At 49.8% G+C, this 19,997-nt stretch carries 18 protein-coding genes; 4 read left to right on the plus strand and 14 right to left on the minus strand.

Features of this window, described 5'->3' with window-relative positions:
* Window positions 1-4: 4 nt before the first annotated feature.
* From QJ48_RS02485 to QJ48_RS02515, 7 genes are all read right to left on the minus strand, one after another.
* Entirely contained in the window at window positions 5-808 is an 804-nt protein-coding gene (locus QJ48_RS02485; RefSeq protein WP_054972082.1) for an ABC transporter substrate-binding protein, read from the minus strand.
* A gap of 42 nt (window positions 809-850) precedes the next feature.
* Window positions 851-1,573, minus strand: a complete 723-nt coding sequence (locus QJ48_RS02490) for an amino acid ABC transporter ATP-binding protein (RefSeq protein ID WP_054972083.1) — start codon at window positions 1,571-1,573, stop codon at window positions 851-853.
* A 265-nt stretch (window positions 1,574-1,838) separates the two neighbouring features.
* Entirely contained in the window at window positions 1,839-2,954 is a 1,116-nt protein-coding gene (locus QJ48_RS02495; protein ID WP_054972084.1) for a slipin family protein, read from the minus strand.
* Between the two features lie 737 nt (window positions 2,955-3,691).
* On the minus strand, window positions 3,692-4,147 hold the full coding sequence (locus tag QJ48_RS02500) for a DIP1984 family protein (RefSeq protein WP_054972085.1): 456 nt from the start codon (window positions 4,145-4,147) through the stop codon (window positions 3,692-3,694).
* 177 nt (window positions 4,148-4,324) lie between these two features.
* A complete protein-coding gene (locus tag QJ48_RS02505; protein WP_054972086.1) occupies window positions 4,325-5,203 on the minus strand; it encodes an Rpn family recombination-promoting nuclease/putative transposase in 879 nt (292 codons plus the stop codon).
* 148 nt (window positions 5,204-5,351) lie between these two features.
* On the minus strand, window positions 5,352-7,937 hold the full coding sequence (locus QJ48_RS02510; protein WP_054972087.1) for a metallophosphoesterase: 2,586 nt from the start codon (window positions 7,935-7,937) through the stop codon (window positions 5,352-5,354).
* A gap of 3 nt (window positions 7,938-7,940) precedes the next feature.
* Complete coding sequence (locus QJ48_RS02515) at window positions 7,941-9,206, minus strand: bifunctional 2-polyprenyl-6-hydroxyphenol methylase/3-demethylubiquinol 3-O-methyltransferase UbiG (protein WP_054972088.1); 1,266 nt, start codon at window positions 9,204-9,206, stop codon at window positions 7,941-7,943.
* On the opposite strand from QJ48_RS02515, the gene QJ48_RS02520 reads away from it, so the two are divergent.
* The 4 genes from QJ48_RS02520 (at window position 9,192) to QJ48_RS35505 (ending at window position 11,513) form a co-directional block, all read left to right on the plus strand.
* On the plus strand, window positions 9,192-9,485 hold the full coding sequence (locus QJ48_RS02520) for a hypothetical protein (protein ID WP_054972089.1): 294 nt from the start codon (window positions 9,192-9,194) through the stop codon (window positions 9,483-9,485). The two genes, QJ48_RS02515 and QJ48_RS02520, sit on opposite strands and share 15 nt — an antisense overlap.
* 248 nt (window positions 9,486-9,733) lie before the next feature.
* Complete coding sequence (locus QJ48_RS02525; RefSeq protein WP_054972129.1) at window positions 9,734-10,225, plus strand: NADAR family protein; 492 nt, start codon at window positions 9,734-9,736, stop codon at window positions 10,223-10,225.
* A gap of 24 nt (window positions 10,226-10,249) precedes the next feature.
* Window positions 10,250-11,116: a TIGR02452 family protein gene (locus QJ48_RS02530; RefSeq protein ID WP_054972090.1), complete on the plus strand. Its 867-nt coding sequence runs from the start codon at window positions 10,250-10,252 to the stop codon at window positions 11,114-11,116.
* Window positions 11,117-11,225: 109 nt separating this feature from the next.
* The gene (locus tag QJ48_RS35505; protein ID WP_082420304.1) at window positions 11,226-11,513 is read left to right on the plus strand and encodes a hypothetical protein; all 288 of its coding nucleotides are present in this window, start codon (window positions 11,226-11,228) and stop codon (window positions 11,511-11,513) included.
* Window positions 11,514-11,557: 44 nt separating this feature from the next.
* Here the strand turns inward: QJ48_RS35505 and QJ48_RS02535 are convergent, their stop codons facing one another.
* The 7 genes from QJ48_RS02535 to essC form a co-directional block, all read right to left on the minus strand.
* The gene (locus tag QJ48_RS02535; protein WP_054972091.1) at window positions 11,558-13,132 is read right to left on the minus strand and encodes an Mbeg1-like protein; all 1,575 of its coding nucleotides are present in this window, start codon (window positions 13,130-13,132) and stop codon (window positions 11,558-11,560) included.
* 14 nt (window positions 13,133-13,146) lie between these two features.
* On the minus strand, window positions 13,147-13,929 hold the full coding sequence (locus QJ48_RS02540) for a hypothetical protein (protein ID WP_054972092.1): 783 nt from the start codon (window positions 13,927-13,929) through the stop codon (window positions 13,147-13,149).
* A 52-nt stretch (window positions 13,930-13,981) separates the two neighbouring features.
* Entirely contained in the window at window positions 13,982-14,173 is a 192-nt protein-coding gene (locus QJ48_RS02545; RefSeq protein WP_157261479.1) for a hypothetical protein, read from the minus strand.
* Window positions 14,174-14,254: 81 nt separating this feature from the next.
* A complete protein-coding gene (locus QJ48_RS02550; protein ID WP_010496610.1) occupies window positions 14,255-14,557 on the minus strand; it encodes a pore-forming ESAT-6 family protein in 303 nt (100 codons plus the stop codon).
* Between the two features lie 28 nt (window positions 14,558-14,585).
* Complete coding sequence (locus QJ48_RS02555) at window positions 14,586-14,888, minus strand: WXG100 family type VII secretion target (protein WP_010496611.1); 303 nt, start codon at window positions 14,886-14,888, stop codon at window positions 14,586-14,588.
* A 28-nt stretch (window positions 14,889-14,916) separates the two neighbouring features.
* The gene (locus QJ48_RS02560; RefSeq protein ID WP_054972094.1) at window positions 14,917-15,168 is read right to left on the minus strand and encodes a hypothetical protein; all 252 of its coding nucleotides are present in this window, start codon (window positions 15,166-15,168) and stop codon (window positions 14,917-14,919) included.
* Complete coding sequence (gene essC, locus QJ48_RS02565) at window positions 15,161-19,780, minus strand: type VII secretion protein EssC (protein ID WP_054972095.1); 4,620 nt, start codon at window positions 19,778-19,780, stop codon at window positions 15,161-15,163. Before essC ends, QJ48_RS02560 begins: the two co-directional genes overlap by 8 nt.
* Between the last annotated feature and the right edge of the window lie 217 nt (window positions 19,781-19,997).

The following is a 19,997-nucleotide window of genomic DNA, read 5'->3' on the forward strand; positions in this document are numbered from 1 at the left end:
TTCGTTACTTTTGCAAAATATTTCTGCCGAACCATTTCTCGCTCAGTTTGTCGTACGTTCCGTCTTTGACCATTTCGTCGATGGCCTTGTTCAATTGATCCAGCAGAGCTTGGTCCTCCTTGCGGACTGCGATTCCCATTTCCTGCATCGTCAACGGCTCCCCTACGGCCTTGATCGCCGTAGCGCTCTCCTTGATCATCCGGAAGCCGACCAAATCGTCCGTAATGACCGCATCCACCCGCCCCGTCGGCAGATCCAGCAGCGCTGTCAGATCGCTATCGTATTCGGTAATGTTGCCCGCATCCGTCCGTTCGGCAGCCAAACTTTTGAATAAGCTTGCCTTGAGCACGCCGATTTTCTTGCCCTTCAGATCAGCCGCAGTTTTGATCGTCTCGTTCGTCTTGGCAACGAAGATTTGCGCGCCCGACCGGTAGTAAGGCGTCGTGAAGTTGACCGTCTTCTGGCGTTCCGGCGTAATCGCCATACTGCCCAGAATCGCATCGTATTTCTTCGAGAGAAGACCCGGGATGATCGTTTCCCACGGGTTTGTGACCGGCTCGGCCTTCACGCCCATTTTCTTGGCCAGCTCGCCCCCGAATTCGACGTCAAAGCCGACCAGATTGCCATTTTCCTTGTAGTTGAAAGGCTTGTACAGCCCGCTCATCGCAAAATGAAACGCTTTCACTTGTCCGGAATCTTTACCGTCGGCCGAAGCCGCAGACGGTGTTTTGCCTGTCGAAGCACAGCCGGCGAGCAGCAAAGCCCCTACCAGCATCGACAACAAGGAAACGCTCAACCCTTTTTTCATCACACATTCCTCCTGTAAGTTGGTCTTAGGCTGCGTTGCTTTTTAAAGGATACTGCGCAAAAACTGCTGGGCCCGCTCCGTCTGCGGGTTGACAAAAAATTGTTCGGGATGGGCTTCCTCCAATATTTTTCCGTCGCTCATGAAGACGACGCGGTCGGCTACCTCGCGGGCGAAGCCCATCTCATGGGTGACGACGATCATCGTCATGCCTTCCTTGGCGAGCTGCTTCATCACTTGGAGCACCTCGCCGACAAGCTCGGGGTCCAGAGCCGAGGTCGGCTCGTCGAACAGCATCACTCTCGGCGCCATGGCGAGCGCACGGGCGATGGCGACGCGCTGCTTCTGCCCGCCGGACAGCATGGCAGGATAATCGTGCGCCTTATCCTTCAGCCCTACCTTGTCCAGCAAGTCGTAGGCGGTGTCGATGGCCGTGTTCTTTTTGATCTTCTTCACATGGATCGGAGCTTCGATCACGTTCTCCAGTACCGTTTTATGGGGAAACAGATTAAAATGCTGGAACACCATGCCGACTTCTTGCCGGATCTGATTCAGGTTCGACTTGTGAGGATCGCGCTTTTCCCCGAAAATATAAATTTCCCCGTCATCATAAATTTCGAGGAAGTTCAGACACCGCAGCAGCGTGCTTTTGCCCGAGCCGCTTGCGCCGAGCATGACGACGACTTCTTTTTCCTGTACGTTTAAATTAATGCCTTTCAGGACGTTAACGGAGCCGAATGACTTGACCAAGGTGTTAACTTGAATCATGGATTAACCTCCTTGCTGGATAGTCTATGTTGCAAAGAAAGCGCATTCTTTTGGAAGTGCGGCTTGTCCTCAAAAAGTTTACCTGGTTAAATAGTAATATAGAAACCGCTTACAATCTATTCGCCGATAGAACGAAAAAAGCTTCCCGCTTTTTATACGCCATGTATATAAATCATACCCGATTTCGAGGGCCGATGCTGTGGAAACCGTTGGGAAGGGGCAAAAAAAGAGGGCCGCCGAGGCGACCCGCTGATAAACCTATCGATTATGCTTTCCCTGCGCTCTTGTCCCCCAGCAGCGAGTTCAGCTGCTCCAGCAGGTTGCCGCCGCCGGTGAGCGAGATCGTGCCGATCTTCTCGCAGATTTTTTCGAGGAACTCCAGCTCCTTCAACCGGTACAGCGTCTGGTTCTCGTCCATCAGCTTGGCGGTATTGAGCAGGCTGCGCGTCGATGCCGTTTCCTCGCGGCGCGTGATCAGGTTGGCCTGAGCCTTCTTCTCGGCAAGGAGCACTGTGTTCAAGATGTCCTTGATATCGCCTGGCAGGATAATATCCTTCACACCGGCCGATACGAAGACGACACCGTAATCCTCGCTCTTCTCGTTCAATCGGGACAGCACGAATGCCGCGATTTCCTGCTTCATTTTCAGCAGATCGTCCAGCTTCAGGGTGCCGATATATTCCCGCAAAATGAGCTGCAGCTGGATATACATCTGATCCTCGAACGATTTGATCTCGAGCGCTCGCAGAGGGTTCACGATTTTGTACTGACAGACAAAATTGAGCCGCAAGGTCACTTTGTCCTCGGTCATCATTTCCTGGCCGGTCATGTCCATTTGCTGCTGGCGCAGGTCAACGGTCTTCACGGTGACGGCGGTAGGCCCTTTCCAAAAATAATATTTCCCGGGCTTGAGCTCTTTTTGCATTACATGGTTATAGAACAGCACGCCCGATTCGTAGCTGGCCACCTCGAACGTCTGGCAATACGCCATCAGCCTGGGTCTGACCGCCAAATCGACCTCCGCAGGCAACTCGGGCTGGCGAATGTCCACCCGGACATAAGCGTGCTTCTTCAAAATGTTCCAGAACACATAGCGTCCGGCCGTCAGCATTGCGGCGAATTTGCCGTCCTCGTAATGCAGCACATACTCATGGTCCTGCACTTCGATAACATCCAGCTCCCGCAAGAGCTGATCATCGTGGAGGAACAGCTGCAAGTCCTTCCCCTCCACCGCAAAAGGCTTCGTTATGTCGAGAACGACAACCGTCTCTTCGGTAAAAGATGAGAGGCGGTACGTGCCGGGCTGCAAATATTTATTGTAGCTTCCTTTGCGGAACAGCAAGCCACGCTCGTCGGTTTGAATGGTTACTTTTTTAAACATGGTAAATCCTCCTTCATCAGCTCATACCTAAGCTGCCTTTCATTGGTTGATGACCTGCGAAAGGAACCCTCCTGCGCCCCTGACGGAATCCCGCTTAAGAACGAAGGAGCCGGAGCTTCCGGCTTCGAAGCTGACGAACTTCGGATCGGCTCCATTGCAGCCGTTCTCCCGTTCGCTCTCTCCTTAGCGGTCGCGTCGGTTTCTCCGTCCGGTATCCGCGGATTGCAAAGCCCGGACGCAGTGTGCTGTGGAAGCCACTGAGGGTACCTTTGAAGGTCACAGCTTGTCATTTTCGCTCGATTAAAAGTCGAGTGCTCCCCACGGAGCGTAATCGTCCCACACGATTTGGGATTTGAACCCAAAATAATGGCAGATTCATGCCGGATCGGCCGTACAGGATACCGGCGCATAGGATGCGCGGGCACTGCGGGACTGTAGGAAATCCCTGCCTCGGTACGCCTTCCGTTCATCAACCTAAATGTATGATAGAGCGTCTCAGACGCGTATCACCGTTAGTTCCCCATTCCCGCCCTCGCCGCTTTGTCTGAATCAGCACCCGGTCGTTACAATCACAAGAACCGGTACTCTTGTAAGATGTTCTGGGCTTAATCATAAATGCAGGAATTGAACCTGCCGGACATGGCCCCTCACATCCACCAGGGAGTCCAACTTGCCCAGTTGGCGGGTGGTGCTCGCCTTCAGACGCATGGCTACCAACTAACTTGGATGATCGTTACTTACAGCAGGTCGGTTTTCCAGTTCATTTCCTGAATGCCGGTATCCAGCTCCCGGTAAGCTTTGGAGTACTGATCGACCTGCTTTTGCAGCTCGGCAATATGGACCGTCGGAATGAATTTCACTTCCGACCTGCTGTAGCGGTCCTGCTTAATCGCCGCGGCGTTAATGACCTCTTGGATCATCGTGCGGCGCATCGCGAGAATATCCCGCTTCGCCAAAGCATCGGCAAGGGTAACTCCGTCGTGCAGCACCGTTTGGGCGTTCGTCCGATTGATCGCGGTCATCAAGGACTCCAGCTCTTGCAGCGTATCGTTCATTTCTTGGAACAAATCCTTCGGGTCCTCCGGCGGATGCTCTCCTTCCTGCACCTTCGCACCACGGTTCAGGCGGACTTTCAATTGTTCGATGCGCTTTTGGCAATCGACTCTATTCATTAAAGCTTCGGCTAATTTCATCGTTATCACCTTTTTAATCTTTATAGATAGCATCGCCTTACGTATCCTATCTTCGCTGATTTGCGCCGAAACGAACATGGCGAAAGTATTACGATGGATGGAAAGTTTTTCATGAAATATAAAAAAGACCGGAGCAGCAGCTCCGATCTTGTCATCAAGGGAAACGAAATCAGGATTCTAATGCAGTTTTTTATTCAACGCTTCGATCTCCGGCTCCGATAAGCCCGTTATTTCAGCAATTAAAGAGACAGGCAAACCTTTTTGCAGCATACTTGCCGCAATCTCTAGCTTCCCTTCCAATTTACCTTCCAACTTTCCCTCAAGTCTTCCTTCCGCCCTACCCCGCGATTCCGCATAGTCCAGCGCGGATTGCTCGTCGAGCAGCGCCTTTTTGCGCATCTCGTACAATGCCCGCGCTTCCTTGTTCTGGCTCAAAAATTCCAGCGTTGTCATCGCCTTTTTCAGCCCCGGTGTATCCATAGCCAGTTCCTCCCATCGTTCTTTGGGTGCGCCGTCAATGAACATTAGCCAATTCACCAGCCGGTCGTCCATCTTATGCGGCCTCAAACTAAGCTTCGGCAGCTCCATAAAATGAATTTCGATATCGTCAAGCAGCAGCTCGCCCGTATGGTCTTCCCGCAGGTGATAGATATTGTGAAACCGGTCATTCGCGATTTGATTGAAGGTCAGGATATTGATCGAGATGACCTTCTTCAAGCTTTTGTAGAACTGACCTTCTCCCAGCTGTTCCTCATACATCTTCGCCGCGTAATATAAGCTGCGCTTCGGCATGTCATATTTATTGCTGACCTGAATTTCCAGATTCACCTGTTTGCCATCCTCGTTCTGAGCGCGGACATCCAGAATGGCCTGTTTGTCGGTCAGCGCATTTTTATCCAGCTGCGGATTAAGCAAGGTCAGGCTGACAAACGGCTTCGGCTCGGTCTCCCGCAGCGCTTCGTTCAGAAAATTCAACAGCACTTCGTCTTTATTTTCTTCGCTGCCGAAGATTTGTTTGAACACGAAATCAACGGACGGTTCCAGCAGTTCGGTCATATCCTCAGCTCCAAACGGCTTGCTTTTCGCCTCAGTTTTCTACTTCCATTATACCACAAAAGGGGCAGAGCGTAGACGGGGGAGCCACCTACGGACTACCGGACATGCCCTCAACATGCGCCAAGAGCCGCAAAGCCGGCTCCTTCCCTCACAGCCTGGGATCAATTTCTTTCTCCCGGGCCACTTCAAACAGCAGGTTGGCGACGATTTCGTTATACGTCTCATGGTCCGGCGCGATTTCATCGAATCGTACAGCGAGCATTTGGCCGCCGAGCCGATATTCGTTCGTGGAGGTGCGAAGCTTCGAGTGAATGTTTTTCTGCTTCATGAGCTTGCCATACTTATGCGGGAACCGGTAATCGTATCCGTAGATGATCGATAAATACTCCGGATTGCGGACCTTCATATATGGGACCGACCGGCCTTCCATGATCTCCGGCTTGATCACGACGCCTTCCATATGGTTCCCAATGGTTAATGTCGCGAAGTACTGCTCCGCCTGCTCACGGCTCTCCGGTTCGGACAGATCCAGCTCAACAAACTCGTCGTCCGACAGAAAACGGTACATCTCCGACGTGTTCCAATCCGGCAGTTGCTCCTCGCCGCTATCGTATACCACTTTCAACAGGGAAAAAGGCTTGTATTCCAGCTCCCCGTCCTCCGCATACAGCTCCAGCTGCTTCTTATACGTTGCATAAGCGGCCGCATGCTCCTCCAGCGGCACGTAGGTTTCCAAAATGTCATGGACATATTTATAGTTTTGATACACGCTTGCCCCGTATTTGTCGCTTAGGGCGGCTTTGGAGAGGTGGAACTGGTCCTTTTCAAACCCGCTGGCGCGGTACTCCTCCGCAAGCTTGCCAAAAGCTTGTTCAAAACCGTTCCGCTTCAGAAAATCCAACTCGCTCTCCAATGCCTTCTCGATCGGCTTGAACTGCCGCTCGATGAGTCCGTCCCCGAGCGCTTTCCACGGCAGCAGCTCTCCGTCCAAAAGCAGCATAGAGACGCCATTCTGCTCCATGTATCCGCCGAATTTTTGCAGCAGCCGGTCGTAAATACCGGTCAGATCCACTTGATTGATCTTGTACCCGTTCCGGCTGACTGCAAAGCACTGCTCCCGGTCCTGATGCAAATAAATGTTGCATCGGGAGCCCATATATTTCGGCTGCAGCACCACCTGACAGACTCCGCGTTCGGCAAAATAATCCAAGCCGCGCTGCAAAGACTCCAGCTCGCCCGCGGCCACGTCCTTATCGGCCGGAGACATCGTTCCCGAGATAAAGTTGATCTTATTCCGCGACACATAGCGCAGTCTGCGAATTTCCTCGTCGCCAAGCTCTTGTACGGATACTTTTCTCTCTTCCCGGAACAAGGTTGGAAGCTCGTCCGTCATGACAGCTTGCCCGGACTTGTAGGCTTTAAAGAAAGGCTTGAACGAAATGCTGACCGAAGTCAGTGCATTCCCGTGCACGCATCCCGTATCGAGGTGAAGCTTGCTTTTGATCCGGAATGCCTGCTTCGCCGCAATGTGCCCGAACACGTGGTACGGATGATTTTTCGCCGCTTCTTCGTTAAGAAAATCCAGCTGCTCCTCCAGGGGCGCCTCCCGGTTGATGCGGAAGCTGCGCTGATGACGCATCGAATTCGCATCCAGCTTCCCGATATATTTGTTCCGGCACGGCGCATGGGTCACATAGAAGGATGCCCCTTTGGTGCCGACCGACCGGTAAAACGGCTTCGAGACGGAAACGAGATGATTGAACTTTTCCAGCAGCTCTGCATCATTTCGCAATACTTCCGTCGAATCGAAATACGTGCGGAGCAGCTCCGAATCGGCCCCCTGAATTTCCCCTCGCAAATATTTATAGACGAAATTCTCATGGTTCCCGAGGACGAATAAGAAATGCTCCTGATTATCGTACAAAAATTCCACGATCTCTTTGGTGCGCTTTCCCTTATCGATCCAGTCGCCGGCTAACAGCACCTTGGTATTCCGCACTTTATCCGTTACGGCCAGCTTCCCCGCTTCGATCGAATAACCGTAGCTCAGCAGCAAACCTTGCAGCGCATCCACACACTCGTGAACGTCGCCGACGATTATCATCTTTTGATCATGCGGAAGAATGGTCGACAAATACTCCTCTTGATCTTCAATGACAACTCTGTAATCCGGATTGGCCTGCTGCTCCGTTTCCGAATAAAAATCTTTGGCGCGCACCTTATGAATTTTGGCGTACTTTTCCTTGGCCAGCGAACCGAGAACGTCTTTGCGCAGCCGGTTAATGTGGCTGGTGATCAGTTTCTTGGACCGCTCGGAAGCGTAGTAATCCTCCCGCTTGCGGTAATCGAACAGGATGACCTCCAGGTTATAGTTATTCTCATGGGCAATCTCGCGAACCTTCGCCCGGAAGTCCTCCGACAATCCGGTCGTATCCACGATCACGAATTCCGCATTGACGGGATACGAGGTCACCATCTTCAACTTTTCGAACAGCAGATGAAACGCCTGCCCGCTCGCCTCTAGCATCAATTGGTCGTATTTATCGTAGGCAAAGCCAAGAACCTCTTGGCGGATACTGTCGGAAGAAAGATATTGCACGTTGGCTTTAAAATGTTTCGACTCATCCTCGAACCGCAGCCCGGGAATCAGCACTTCGTTGGCGAACGTCGTTTTCCCGCATTCCGTCGATCCGATCATCATAAAAATGGTATGAACCCTCGTTTGGATCTCCACTGGCTAGGCCCCCTTTTTCTTGAGAATGACGCCTTGCGTCGTCTGGATGCTGTTGACTCCGTCACCGACGGAGACGAATTCATAGTGCAGGCTCGTTTCCCGGATGATCTCCAGAAACCACTCTTGGAATTCCTCCTGTCCCATCTCCCACTTGTGGTCATCGTGTCGGAATCCGCTCAAGTCGTAGAACGGATTGAAATCCGAATTCGGCGTCGTAATAATAAAGTGTTCGAAATCCACCTGTTTGCAGATCCGTTGAATCAACGTCTTGGCCTCGTCCTGACTCATATGCTCGATAACTTCCGTCAGGATGACATCGACCTGCTCGCCGTTGTATTCCTCCAAGAAATGATCGATCGAACGAAACGTGATCAGGTTATCGAGCTCCCGCGCTTGCGCCTTGCGGCTGACCGATTCCAGCAGTTGTTCGTCGATATCGACAGCGTAGTAGCTGCCCTCGATTTTTGCGGCAAAAGGAAGCGCATAGAAGCCTTCTCCGCAGCCAACGTCCAAGATCGATTTATTAAAACGCAGGGCTCCGGCGATATAGTTTCTCCGTTGAAGAGCAGTTCCTCCGTAATCGAATCGAATGTCGTACCGGCTTGTTTTCTCAAGCTCGCCTTTGTATTTTTTGAACCGGTCCCTGGAGGACAAGAAATTCCGGACAAACAAGCTGCGGATATAGAACGGCGCGTCAATCGCTTGAATACTCTTGATGTATTTGTCCAGAATGCTGTCGGAAATATCGATGTTTTCGTTTCCGAACATGGAAAGGAACAAGCACAGCACACTGACGACATGCAGCAGATGATGGAGGCTTTTGCGCGTCGTAATCGTGAGCGAGTAGCTTTTGTGAGCCTGATGCTTAAGCTCAAACGTAAAATCGGTCAAATGCTTCTCAAAAAACTCGATGTACCGCATCAGCTCGATATGGACCATGTTGATATGGAACGAATGCTCATAGCCTTCGACGTCCCGCTCGTCCTGCGCTTTCAGCGGCGCGGAGAAAAACTCGTTCAGCGCATTCAGCGGAAATAACGGCGTGTTATAGCGGGATACGTTCAAATATTCAAAATCCTCATGCTCATGCTGCTTATAGGAAATCTCATTGTCCGCATCTTTAAAATACACGTTGTAGGTAAAGTCATCCGTGTACCAGCCGTAAGCCATCCCCTTGCGGATGGAACGGAGAATCATACCGGACTCCGGATTTTTTTTGATGATAAACGAAAGCTTCGGGTTGGTGGATCTCACTTGAATGATCGCCATCTGCATCTTCCCCTTGGAATGAAATTGTGTCCGGTCGTCGTCAAACACAAAAAAGACCACGGACTCAGAGGTCCATGGCCGGATTGGATAAACGAGCCTGATGCCAACTTACTTGAAGTCGGCATAAAGCTTCACTTAATAAGACAGACCGGTAAGGCCGATGAGGGTACATTGCTGCGTATGCAATTGATGAAAGGTATTGCGCTGGTCATTATTGGAACTGTGATAAAACTTTTGATCCTTAAGCACCCTCATCCAACCTCCTTCGACAATAGTTAGTGAAATCATAAGCGGCGGTCCATATTTTGTCAAGAATATCTCTAGGTTTTAACATTTTTTCGACTTGATATTGACAAAGGGTGCCGCCCTCGTTATATAATGTCATTATGATATTATCAATTGGTAAATATCACAGACGCTAATGCATGGCTTCTCCCCTGTATACGAAGTAATGAAAGCAAAGGCATTTCCTAAAGCCTGCGATGCCGTAACCGTCAAATTTAAAGTGAAAGCGAGAGCTGATGATGATAGAGAAATTTACGTTTTTTTACCGCACCGAATCCCCCTTTTCCCAGTGGCATCCTTCACGGTTTGTCGTGGATGGAGTGGAGTTCAACTGCGCGGAGCAGTACATGATGTATCAAAAAGCGATGCTGTTTGGGGATCAAGAGACGGCAGCTAAAATATTGAAGGCCACGACGCCCCGGGAGCAAAAGAAGCTGGGCCGCTTGGTCCGGAACTTTGATAAAGATCAATGGGACAACTACGGAAAGAAATTCGTTTATGACGGCAACTATGCAAAATTTACGCAAAATCCGCATCTGCTGGAGCAACTGCTTAAGACAAAAGGAACAACCTTGGTCGAAGCGAGTCCTACGGACCGGATCTGGGGAGTAGGGCTATCCGAAGACGACCCGAGGATTCGAGACAGAAGAACGTGGCAGGGCAAAAATGCGCTGGGGCACATTTTGACACAGCTGCGCGAGAATCTGCTGAAAGAAAATCAAGAAGTAACCTGAACCGAATAAACGGAGTGAACGAAAATGAACGCATCTACCCATAACAGAGATATCAGATCCAAGATCGCCAAAGAAACCTTGGACATTTTGGAGCAAGGCTTCTACACTACCCCCTCCGGGACACAAATAACGATCCGGGACGAAGTGGAGACGGCCGTTGCAAAGTCCGTCCTCTATGCACCCAATCAGCTGCCGAATATTTTGAAGGAAGCAAGTGCTTTGAGCGATCACATAGCAGGGAACACACCTCGCATTGAGGTGACAAACGAATCGACCTTGGCTGCGGCACAACGGCTCGTAGCGCAAGAAGGGATTGCGGAGACCGTTTGCCTGAATTTCGCTTCCGCCAAAAATCCCGGAGGAGGCTTCCTCGGGGGAAGCCAGGCGCAGGAAGAAAGTCTGGCTCGCTCTTCCGCCTTGTATCCGTGCATTTCCCAGATGACCGAAATGTACGCTCATAACCGGAGCCTCAAGACCTGCTTTTATTCCGACTATATGATCTACTCTCCGAAAGTGCCGGTATTCCGGGAGGATCGCGGCAGCCTTCTGCCGGAGCCTTACTTGGTTTCCATGATCACCGCGCCTGCGGTTAATGCCGGAGTTGTACGGGAGCGCGAACCTGAAAATACGGTCAAGATCGATACGGTCATGCTGGAGCGGATTCGCTTCATTTTAGCGGTTGCGGCTGCCCACGGACAGCGTACCATTATTCTCGGCGCCTATGGTTGCGGCGTCTTCCGTAATAACCCGAAGGATGTCGCCCGCCTGTTCAAGCAAGCGCTAATCGACGAAGGTCGCGCCGCCTGGTTTGATAAAATCGTCTTCGCCATCCTCGATAACTCAGCAGACAAGCAGACGTTGAACGAATTCAAAACGGCATTGGAGCCATAGCAACTTTTTTCATGTATGATCGTTTATATAGGAAAGATACCATTAAATGGGGTGAATGGATGAAAACATTGGACGGCCTCTAACTTCCCAGAAGGAGGTTAGAGTATATTTGAGCCGAAGTGTAAAAAAATCCCCCGTATGGAACGATCACTACACACCCGGTACACGTTGGGCTAAGCAGCAGGCCAGCAAAGCGGTGCGCCGTTATGCCGGTGACATGCAGAATGGAAAATGGTACCGAAAACTATTTTGCTCTTGGAACATTTGTGACTACCGGTTTTTCAAAACCCGGCAGCAGGCCATCCATGAATGGGAAACTTCTTCGTGGCCCCGGGGCAAACAAATGTCTCGAAAAGAAGTAGTTTTAGACTGGTTTAAAACTTTTAGAAGGAAATAAGCGAAAGCGTCGGCTCGGGAAGTGTCGGCGCTTTGCCGCATAATTTAAAACGCACACGCTTTTTGCGTGATTGTGCGCTCGCATTGTTCAAGCTCGTCTGCCGCACGGTGCAAATATTCAATGCATCTTCTCAAATCCTGGTTATAGCCCACCTTGTAGTCGATCCACGTTAACGATATGCGCTGCTGCCAGTCTACAAGACTTGCCAGCGTATCGAGTCTACGGTCCACATGGACGAGCTGGTTCTGAACCGCTTGTAAGCGGGAAGCCAAATTTCTGAGCTCCATCATGTTCACGCGAATATCCTCATGCTGTACGCCGGATTGTTTCCACGTATACCAAGAATCCTTGACGAACTTCGAAACCCTGCTGACGATGTCATGCACTTCAGCGTAAACCCGCTGCTTAAAGTCGTGAAACCTCTCTTTCAGGATGGCCCCAAGTCCAGCCTGTTCAAACAGATCGTCGAACTTATGCGTCACCCACGTTTTGAACTGAACGATCTTCTCATCTACAACTTCGGCAGCAATCTGGGCAGCTGTGACAAACGCGGTAGCTACAAACGTAATTTCTACCGCTTTGAGCATCGCTCCTACGGTAATCATGGTTTGAGGAACATTGGTGACCGCTAAAACACCTGCCGTTTTCAGTAATTGAACCGTATCGATCTCGCCATTCCAGACGGCAAAAATAAGCTCCACCGTTTCGTACAGCATCGGGTTAGGCAGCTTTTGAATCCCTTGCGTAAGATTGGACAGCATTCGATATTCAAAATCTTTGCTTTGGACATTATCCCTTGTTAAAGTACCATTATCGTTCACAAGATGCTTAAGGGCATGATGGTCCATATTGATTAAATCAGGCAGCGTTCCTTTTTTGGCTGAAGTTTCGATCATGATCGGTTTCGTCGGATTGTAGAAAAGGGAAGAAACAGAATCGTAACGGTTCTGAAATTCCTGAATTTTCGCCCTCATATGCTGAATGGAATGTTGATATGTGATCGTGAATTCCTTGTTAAAGCCAGGAGCGTTAAATGTAGCACAGTTGACTATTTTTTGTTGGATTTCACCAGGCGCCGTTAAGGTTGCATATAGTGCAAGGTTCCCCCCGAGAGAATGCCCCGTTACCGTGATGTTGTTGTACAGCTTTGCTTGTGATTCCATGTACAATCTTGCTTTATGTTGCTGGACGCTTTCCTCTTCATACGAAGTCGACGCATTATTTTTCCAATCATTCCGGAACTCCTTTTTTGCGATATCTTCGCTTCCTCGAAAGGCAAACACCGCTTGCCCGGGCTCCGGCTCGAACGTGTACGCCACGAACCCTGTTGCAGCATTATCGTCATCGATATGGCTTATTTTCCAATGATAATATTTCGAAGAATCCTGAGATAAACCTTCAATTGCGTGCTTAAAGGCTACAAACTGTTCTTTTGTTTTAAAATGGCCTTCAACATCATGAAATGATGACTCCAGCTCATGCTTGTAGGTGTTTACGAGTTCACCTACGGTAAGTGCCCCCGAAAGCAAACTTTTGTTTAAATCCGCATGATTTTTTATATTCAAGTACACAAGTTCAGAAAGCATGGCTTTATCTGCTTCGGTAATGGTCGTGGTCATGGTATCCCCCTTCCTTAAAATTTCTTATACTCCCAGTCAAAATGACTCAAGATCTCTTGGACGGAATACACCTTTTTTGCATCGAAAATTTTAGCAAACGTATGGGTATAACTCATTTCTTTCTGAGTGTAGTAATGGAGTGCTTCGCCCACCGTATAAAAATCCGTGCTAACCCGCTCGAAAGCGGACGGTTTTAAATAAAATACCGAAATAAACCCATGCTTAAATTCTTCTAATGCCAATATTTTGTCTACCAAAATGTCTACTTTTTCCGCTTGGCGCTCCTTGTCAACATCAGGTTCGCTTTTAATAAATACATCAACGGCTACGCCATTAATCGCTTCAACCTTAAAGTAATCCTCAATACTCATGTTTTTGGTATTCAAATTGCGGGCCGGAAAAGATAAACCACCTGAATCCAGATGCGTCTTGACCCAGATGTCCTTCTGCTCAAAAACTTCTTGAGATACGTTTATCATCTTTTCATCGAACTTGTCGGCCAATATCATATTCATATAGTTGTCCCATACTTTGCTAAAATCTTTCGTGATTTCGGCTCTAAACCGATGCCTCGGGGAGTGTTGGGGATACGCCTCTGCTTTGATGGTATCGGTTGAAAATATCCCTGACCCATACCCGCCTCCGACGTTTTCAACCACGAATTCTTCGCCATACTTTTCATTTAAATACCGCGTCATTTTGTCTTCTGCATCGTTATACTTCTGACCGCAGCCCATAAGCGTTACAAGCGATAGCAACACCACGATTCGAAGCACCAGCCTTCCATTAAAATTCATTTCCCGCTCCGTACCCCCATGAAAACCTAAATTGAAGACTGATTGCTTTTCGTTATCCCAATCGATAAAGCATTTGAACGACCTCGCTATATTCGCTTGAAATTTGTGTCAATCTTCTGGAGCAATAGTCGACGCTAATTCCTTTCAGGCCTTTTAATTCCAGCGCAACGCTTTCCAATTCTCGTCTAATTCGGTTGAGTTCTTCAATAATGACGGTTGCTTCCCGATCTGCTGCCGCGTTCATGCGCATCCCTCTTTGTATCCCTAGATTGTAGACGACGGAGAGCGACAGGAACCCCCTGTCACCCTCCATACGAATCAGATCCTACTTAAATTGGCTGGCGTTGCTGTTAATGGTCGTTTCGGTTGCATCGTAGTTTGAAACCGTATTGTCCAAAAAAGCCGCATAAGAGTCCACCACCGCCCGATAATCGCTAAACTTTTGGGAGTTCGCGTTGAATTTGTCCTGGATGGTTCGGGAGGCATCGCTATCCCAAGAGCTCGTCAACCCGTTCATTTCTTTCTTAATCTCTTCGAGCTTGGCGGTCAAGCTGCCGTTAAGTGTCCGGATCGTTGCCGCGGTTTGCGTTACCTCTGCGGTAGATATGCTGATTCCTTCGATAGACATCGTAGTTGGCCTCCTTAAAAAGAATGGATTAGTTCGCTAATTTTTTTGCGGAGTTCGCAATTTCGGTTTGCGTCGTCCGATACGTTTGGGCGCTATGCTTTAAGAACTCGGAATATTGCTCCATCAGCTTTTTCATATTTTCAAAATCGTCGCGGAACCCTTCGATTTGCGTCGTATAAGCGATGTTGTCCTGCCCCTTCCACGCATTGCCCATGGCCTTAACTTCGTTAAACAGTTGATCGTACAAACGCTGATACTCGGCGGCATGCCCATCCATGTTTTTAGCTGCGGCTTCCAGCTTAGCGGGATCTACGACAATTTTTCTTGCCATGCAAATTCTCCTCTCGGTAATAAAGGTTTTATATTAACATCAGCCTGGAACCGTGATGAAGCCCCGATTCGTGAGCTGACATGCCAATATCCAAAACGGAACCGGTTGATCTCTCGCATAAAACCGTATCGCGGGTTGGAGCATAATAACCGTCGGATAATTCGGCAATCGCACCGGTTAATAACGTCTCGACTTCATAAAGCTTGGTCGTGAGAGGGATGTATACGTCATAGGTCTGGGATAAAGCCGGTACAAATACCTCGACCAATATTTTATCCATCGGAATCGTCCTCCTTGAGATGCAAGGGCGAAGTCACCAGCTTCATGAGGACAGGCTTTCCGTTCGTCACGATATAGCCGAAGTCGTCCCCAATATCCTGGTACAGCTCGCTGGTAAGCTTCCCGATCTTGAGCTGGTATTGATCTGCCATGCCGTTCCCCAGCCAAATCCCCTCGTTGGGGATCACTTTCGCCTTAAACCAAGCTTCGTAGGATACGGACGAAATCGACGAAACGCGTTCGCAGATAATGAAATTCACCTGATACGGCACTTCGCCTTTCTCCAGAAGAACCCGGAGCTTATCTTTGGAATCCTCCGAGATTCGCGAGTTTAAGCTTGCCAGGGAGTGAATGATCCATGTCTGTTTGACAAAGGACGGAACCGGGCCCCCAGCGGCTATCGCATCCTTATACGTATTGTTGCGGTGGACGAGGGTATCAAATAACTGTGCAATAACTTGATCCCAATCCGTTGGATTTCCATAATGGGTATAGGTTTTGAGCTCGTCATCCACCAGCTTATTATCCGGATCGATGACGGCAATTTCGGCTTCCGCTTTAGCGGATAGGACCTCGGCCAGCCCTTGGATAAAGCCCGTATTGTCGTTATTTTGAGACAGTACAAGCTGGATGTAATGCCGGTCAAAGTGAAAGCAAGCCGTCTGCAGACTGTTCTTCTCCACGCCCACCGGAATTTTCCCGGCCTTGCCGTACTTGATCTCATCCATCAAGAAATTTGCATCAATAAGCTCAGGCAGGATCGGAATTCTTCTTGCGACCGGCTCCGTCCATCTGGCGGCGTACTCTTCGCCATATTTGCGAATATGCTCGAAGCGGTTTTCGACATCACGATGCGTGTATGCGATTTGAAATTCATATACGCGATCGGATTTCATAATGCCTCTCCCCTTAAACTTGGAGGGATAGACACCTTCCACATGACCGAGCACACTGGAATAGTCGGCGGCATCGTTAAGCTGAAGCACGTACAATTGCTTAAAATTTTGCAAAACCCGGTACCGGACCGCGCCCGTATTCAATGCGGACAAAATGAAGTAAATCCCGTACTTCAAGCCTTCCCTCGTTAAGTAGGCCATTGCTTCTTCCTTATCCTCGAATAACTCCGCGAACGCCGAATAGTTATGAACGACAACGACAATGGAAGGAACGGCAGTCTGTGCCGATCTCATGTAGGACTGGTAATCGCCGCCATAATCTGCGAACCGCTTTTTCCGGTCCGCGGTCTCTTGATACAGCATCTTGAACAAATTATTGATTTTCTCCGCTTCGTACGAGAGCAGGACATCGCCCACATGCGGCGATTTGGAGAAGGCGCGCAAGGTCTCGGAAGCGAAATCTAAAATATATACATGGAGCTCGGACGGCGTATGCTCCTCCATCAGCGAGTACAGCAACGTGGTCAAGAACGTCGTTTTCCCGCTTCCCGCCGCACCGTAAATGACCGCATTACCTTCCTTGGACAGCGGGAATGTCATCGTAAACTGTCGCTGGTTGGCAGGGTCGTCTACTTGGCCGATCACGGGATTCAGCACACCGCGGGCTTGCTGCGAAGCCTTATGACTCTCTCTGAGCTCGTCAAGATAAATGAATTCCGGAAGCGGGTCCAGCCAGAGCGGCCGGACGCTGATCCGTTCTTCTTTGGCAATGGCCGCCAAATAGCGGTTCACCTCGTCCAATTGCTTGGCCGGGTTATGGAATAATGTCTTTCGTTTATCGATTTTGACTTGTTTCACGACGCGTCCCAGATTGTCGATGACGGTCACGCTCTCGTCCTTGGCTTTCTCAACCCGATCCGTCGGGTAATAAGGCGCCCCTCCCCATGCGGATTGACCGAGCTCGAACAGCTCGTTGAAGCCAACCTGGACATAGAATCGCCCGGTGACGGACAGCTCGGCCGCATCCGGCCTTTTGATCACGTCCATACTATCGGCTTTCTCCTGCACCTTGAGACAAATGCGAAACTTGCTGTTGCTCCAAATCTGATCATCCACCACCCCGGATGGCTTCTGGGTCGCCAAGATCAAGTGAATGCCCAAGCTTCTGCCGATACGTGCCGCGCTGACCAGCTGCTCCATAAATTCAGGCTGCTGTGTCTTCAATTCCGCGAACTCGTCCGATATGATAAACAAGTGCTGCAGCGGCTCCATAACCTTCCCATCCCGGAACAGCCTCTGATATTTGTAGATGTCCATGCTGCTCATGTTCAACCGCTTGCTCGTTTCGCTAAAGATCGCTTGTCTTCGCTTGAGCTCGCTCTGGATGGAAACCAGGGATCGCTTAACCGCCGCACCGTCCAAGTTCGTAATCGTTCCCGCCAGATGAGGCAAATTGGAGAATGCGCCGGCCATCCCCCCGCCTTTATAGTCGATCAGAATAAAAGCCACCTCATGCGGATGATAGTTTACGGCGAGCGAAAGAATGAACGTCATCATAAACTCGCTTTTCCCGGAACCGGTCATCCCCGCAATCAAGCCATGCGGACCGTGGTATTTCTCATGCAAGTCCAGGTAAAAAAGTTCACCGGTCGTATCCACCCCGATCGGAGTTTGGAGGGATAAGGCAGGATCATGATCCCGCCATCTCGTCAGCGCATTCAGATGCTCGACTTTCCCCACCTCGAACAAATCGAGAAAGGTCAGCATGGCAGGCAGCGTATAGCCTGCTCCCGAACGATCCAGTTGAATATTGGCCAGTTGCACGGCAAGCTGGAGCTCGTCCTGAATGGTATACGGATGAGGCTGAAACGTAATATGCTTCCCGGAAGTATCGTCCTTATCATATATTTTCGAATGATCTCCTTCAAACTCCACGACCAGCGAGCACTCTTTGGGCAAGTTTTTCAGTTCGTCGTACAGATGGATCACGCTAATGCCTATGCTCTTTTTTTGCTTCCGTATATAATTCATCATCTCCGCCTTGCCGGCCAGGCTCTTATCGATCGCGAAGACGACGTAGTGCGGCATAACTTCCTTAAACTCTTCCTCCGCAGCTATGCTCTCTCTTCGGGCGATTTCTTTTTCGAAAAAGACGGACAGCTCCTTTACCTCGCCCGGCTCCGTCGCGATAAATCGGATGGACTTATCGTCGCTCCAAACGTGAGGCAGCCATTTTACGAATTCCCACGTCTTGCCTTCCTTCTTGTCATAGATGAAGACTAGCTTTAATTCATCATAACTATGAAGCGCCGCAAGCTGGACAATGAACCCTTTGACCGCATCGACAACTTCAACTCTTGTGCCGATCATCCCGCTAATCCAATCCTCCGTTAGCGAAAGCGGTATAGGCACCTGCTCCAACATTTTTGGTTCCTCCATGAGCTGATACAGCTCCTCTTGAAGCCCGTCGTCTTCAAGTGAGAATCTTTTCTCCGGAAATTTCAACACAATCCGAAGTGGCAGATTGCCCAGTCCAAGGCGTACCTTCAAAAAATCGTTTTGTCTGCGGGTCCGCTCCCATAGGGTCCGCTTGCGCAGCTTGATTCGCGAAACACATTCCTCAAGCGTAACCAGATTTTCATGCAGGACTTGGCGCTGGCGTTCTCCGGTATCCCGTATCTTTTGTCGCACCTCCCCAATATAAAGCCTGTACTTCTCCTGCCTGACTCTTTCCTGCTTGAGTCTCTTCTTGGCTTCATGCCGTCTCGTCAAAACGGGCCATAGAATCGTACCCAGCAGGACGCTGAAGGACATGACAAGGGTCGGCATCGCATTCATGATTTTGCCGTTGGATTGCAGTGCGTTATGCAGAGAATACAGTCCGGTAAACAATGAAGCCATGCCCATCGTAATGGACGGACCGAGCATGAGCATAAGCGGAGTTTGTTCCAGATTCACCTGGGGCGGCGGTGCGTCGATCTTGATCTCGACACGGTCGATTTCCTTGAGAAACCTTGGAGAACGGTAAAACAAATCGCCTTCCGGCACCTCGTCGTCGATTTCATCCTCCGCATTCGGAACCGCAGGATACGGTTTAACGCACGTTCTAAGGACATCGGGATTACAGCTCATCTGGCCGTCCGGATTATTTATGGCAATGAATCCGCTGCCGACAATGATCTTCAAGCCGACGATATAGATCATATCCCCGGGTTTCAAAATCTGCTCCGTCGTTCTCTTCCCGTTCACAAACGTTCCGTTCGAGCTCCCCGTATCGCGGATCGCGATTGACGTTTCGGAAACGAACAGCTCCGCATGCACGGAGGAGGTATACTTATTCGCGTACCTGATCTCGCAGCCGTCCGCACGGCCGATCTTTATTTTCCCTCTACCGGGCAAGCTATACCTTCGAAATATCTTCCGATCGGCAGACACCGGTTCGGCGAGAAGAATCGCAATTTCATCCGTTTTCTTCAAAAGGACGCTATAAATCGTCAGGGGCTCGACGGCAAGCTCCCTTACTTTGCGGCTCCCGGCATCCAGAACGACCGCATGTGGATTCGACTTGAGAATCCATTGGCCCTCCACGCCTTCGACCCCGATCACCCGTTCCTCGTAACCCAAGAGGTTCGTCTGAGTGACCCAATACTGCCCGGACTTCTTTTCAGGCAGCACGCACGTATAGACTTCATTTTCCTTTAGCAAGGATAGCTGCATAGGTCACTCACCTTCTTTCGAACAGATGATCGGACAAATATTTACAAAATTTTCTATCCTGGAGCACAAAAAAACCGCCCTATCCATGGTTAAATACACATGAATAAGGCGGTGCTTCCGCTTTCGATCATTGGTTGTATAATATCATTTCCTGCCAAAATCTGCAATAGAGATTTTATTTGACAAACATATCAATACGCTGGATGGTACAGAAATT

The organism is Paenibacillus sp. A3 (assembly GCF_001399685.1).
In the GTDB taxonomy this organism is placed as follows: Bacteria; Bacillota; Bacilli; order Paenibacillales; family NBRC-103111; genus Paenibacillus_G.

Bases quoted from the DNA above. Each gene is read 5' to 3' on its own strand.
- QJ48_RS02500 (WP_054972085.1), bottom strand. From the start codon at position 4,147: ATGAAATTAGCCGAAGCTTTAATGAATAGAGTCGATTGCCAAAAGCGC.
- QJ48_RS02560 (WP_054972094.1), bottom strand. From the start codon at position 15,168: ATGGATAAAATATTGGTCGAGGTATTTGTACCGGCTTTATCCCAGACC.
- QJ48_RS02540 (WP_054972092.1), bottom strand. From the start codon at position 13,929: ATGAATTTTAATGGAAGGCTGGTGCTTCGAATCGTGGTGTTGCTATCG.
- QJ48_RS02545 (WP_157261479.1), bottom strand. From the start codon at position 14,173: ATGAACGCGGCAGCAGATCGGGAAGCAACCGTCATTATTGAAGAACTC.
- QJ48_RS02485 (WP_054972082.1), bottom strand. From the start codon at position 808: ATGAAAAAAGGGTTGAGCGTTTCCTTGTTGTCGATGCTGGTAGGGGCT.
- QJ48_RS02515 (WP_054972088.1), bottom strand. From the start codon at position 9,206: ATGGCGATCATTCAAGTGAGATCCACCAACCCGAAGCTTTCGTTTATC.
- QJ48_RS02550 (WP_010496610.1), bottom strand. From the start codon at position 14,557: ATGTCTATCGAAGGAATCAGCATATCTACCGCAGAGGTAACGCAAACC.
- QJ48_RS02530 (WP_054972090.1), top strand. From the start codon at position 10,250: ATGAACGCATCTACCCATAACAGAGATATCAGATCCAAGATCGCCAAA.
- essC (WP_054972095.1), bottom strand. From the start codon at position 19,780: ATGCAGCTATCCTTGCTAAAGGAAAATGAAGTCTATACGTGCGTGCTG.
- QJ48_RS02490 (WP_054972083.1), bottom strand. From the start codon at position 1,573: ATGATTCAAGTTAACACCTTGGTCAAGTCATTCGGCTCCGTTAACGTC.
- QJ48_RS02505 (WP_054972086.1), bottom strand. From the start codon at position 5,203: ATGACCGAACTGCTGGAACCGTCCGTTGATTTCGTGTTCAAACAAATC.
- QJ48_RS02495 (WP_054972084.1), bottom strand. From the start codon at position 2,954: ATGTTTAAAAAAGTAACCATTCAAACCGACGAGCGTGGCTTGCTGTTC.
- QJ48_RS02555 (WP_010496611.1), bottom strand. From the start codon at position 14,888: ATGGCAAGAAAAATTGTCGTAGATCCCGCTAAGCTGGAAGCCGCAGCT.
- QJ48_RS02535 (WP_054972091.1), bottom strand. From the start codon at position 13,132: ATGACCACGACCATTACCGAAGCAGATAAAGCCATGCTTTCTGAACTT.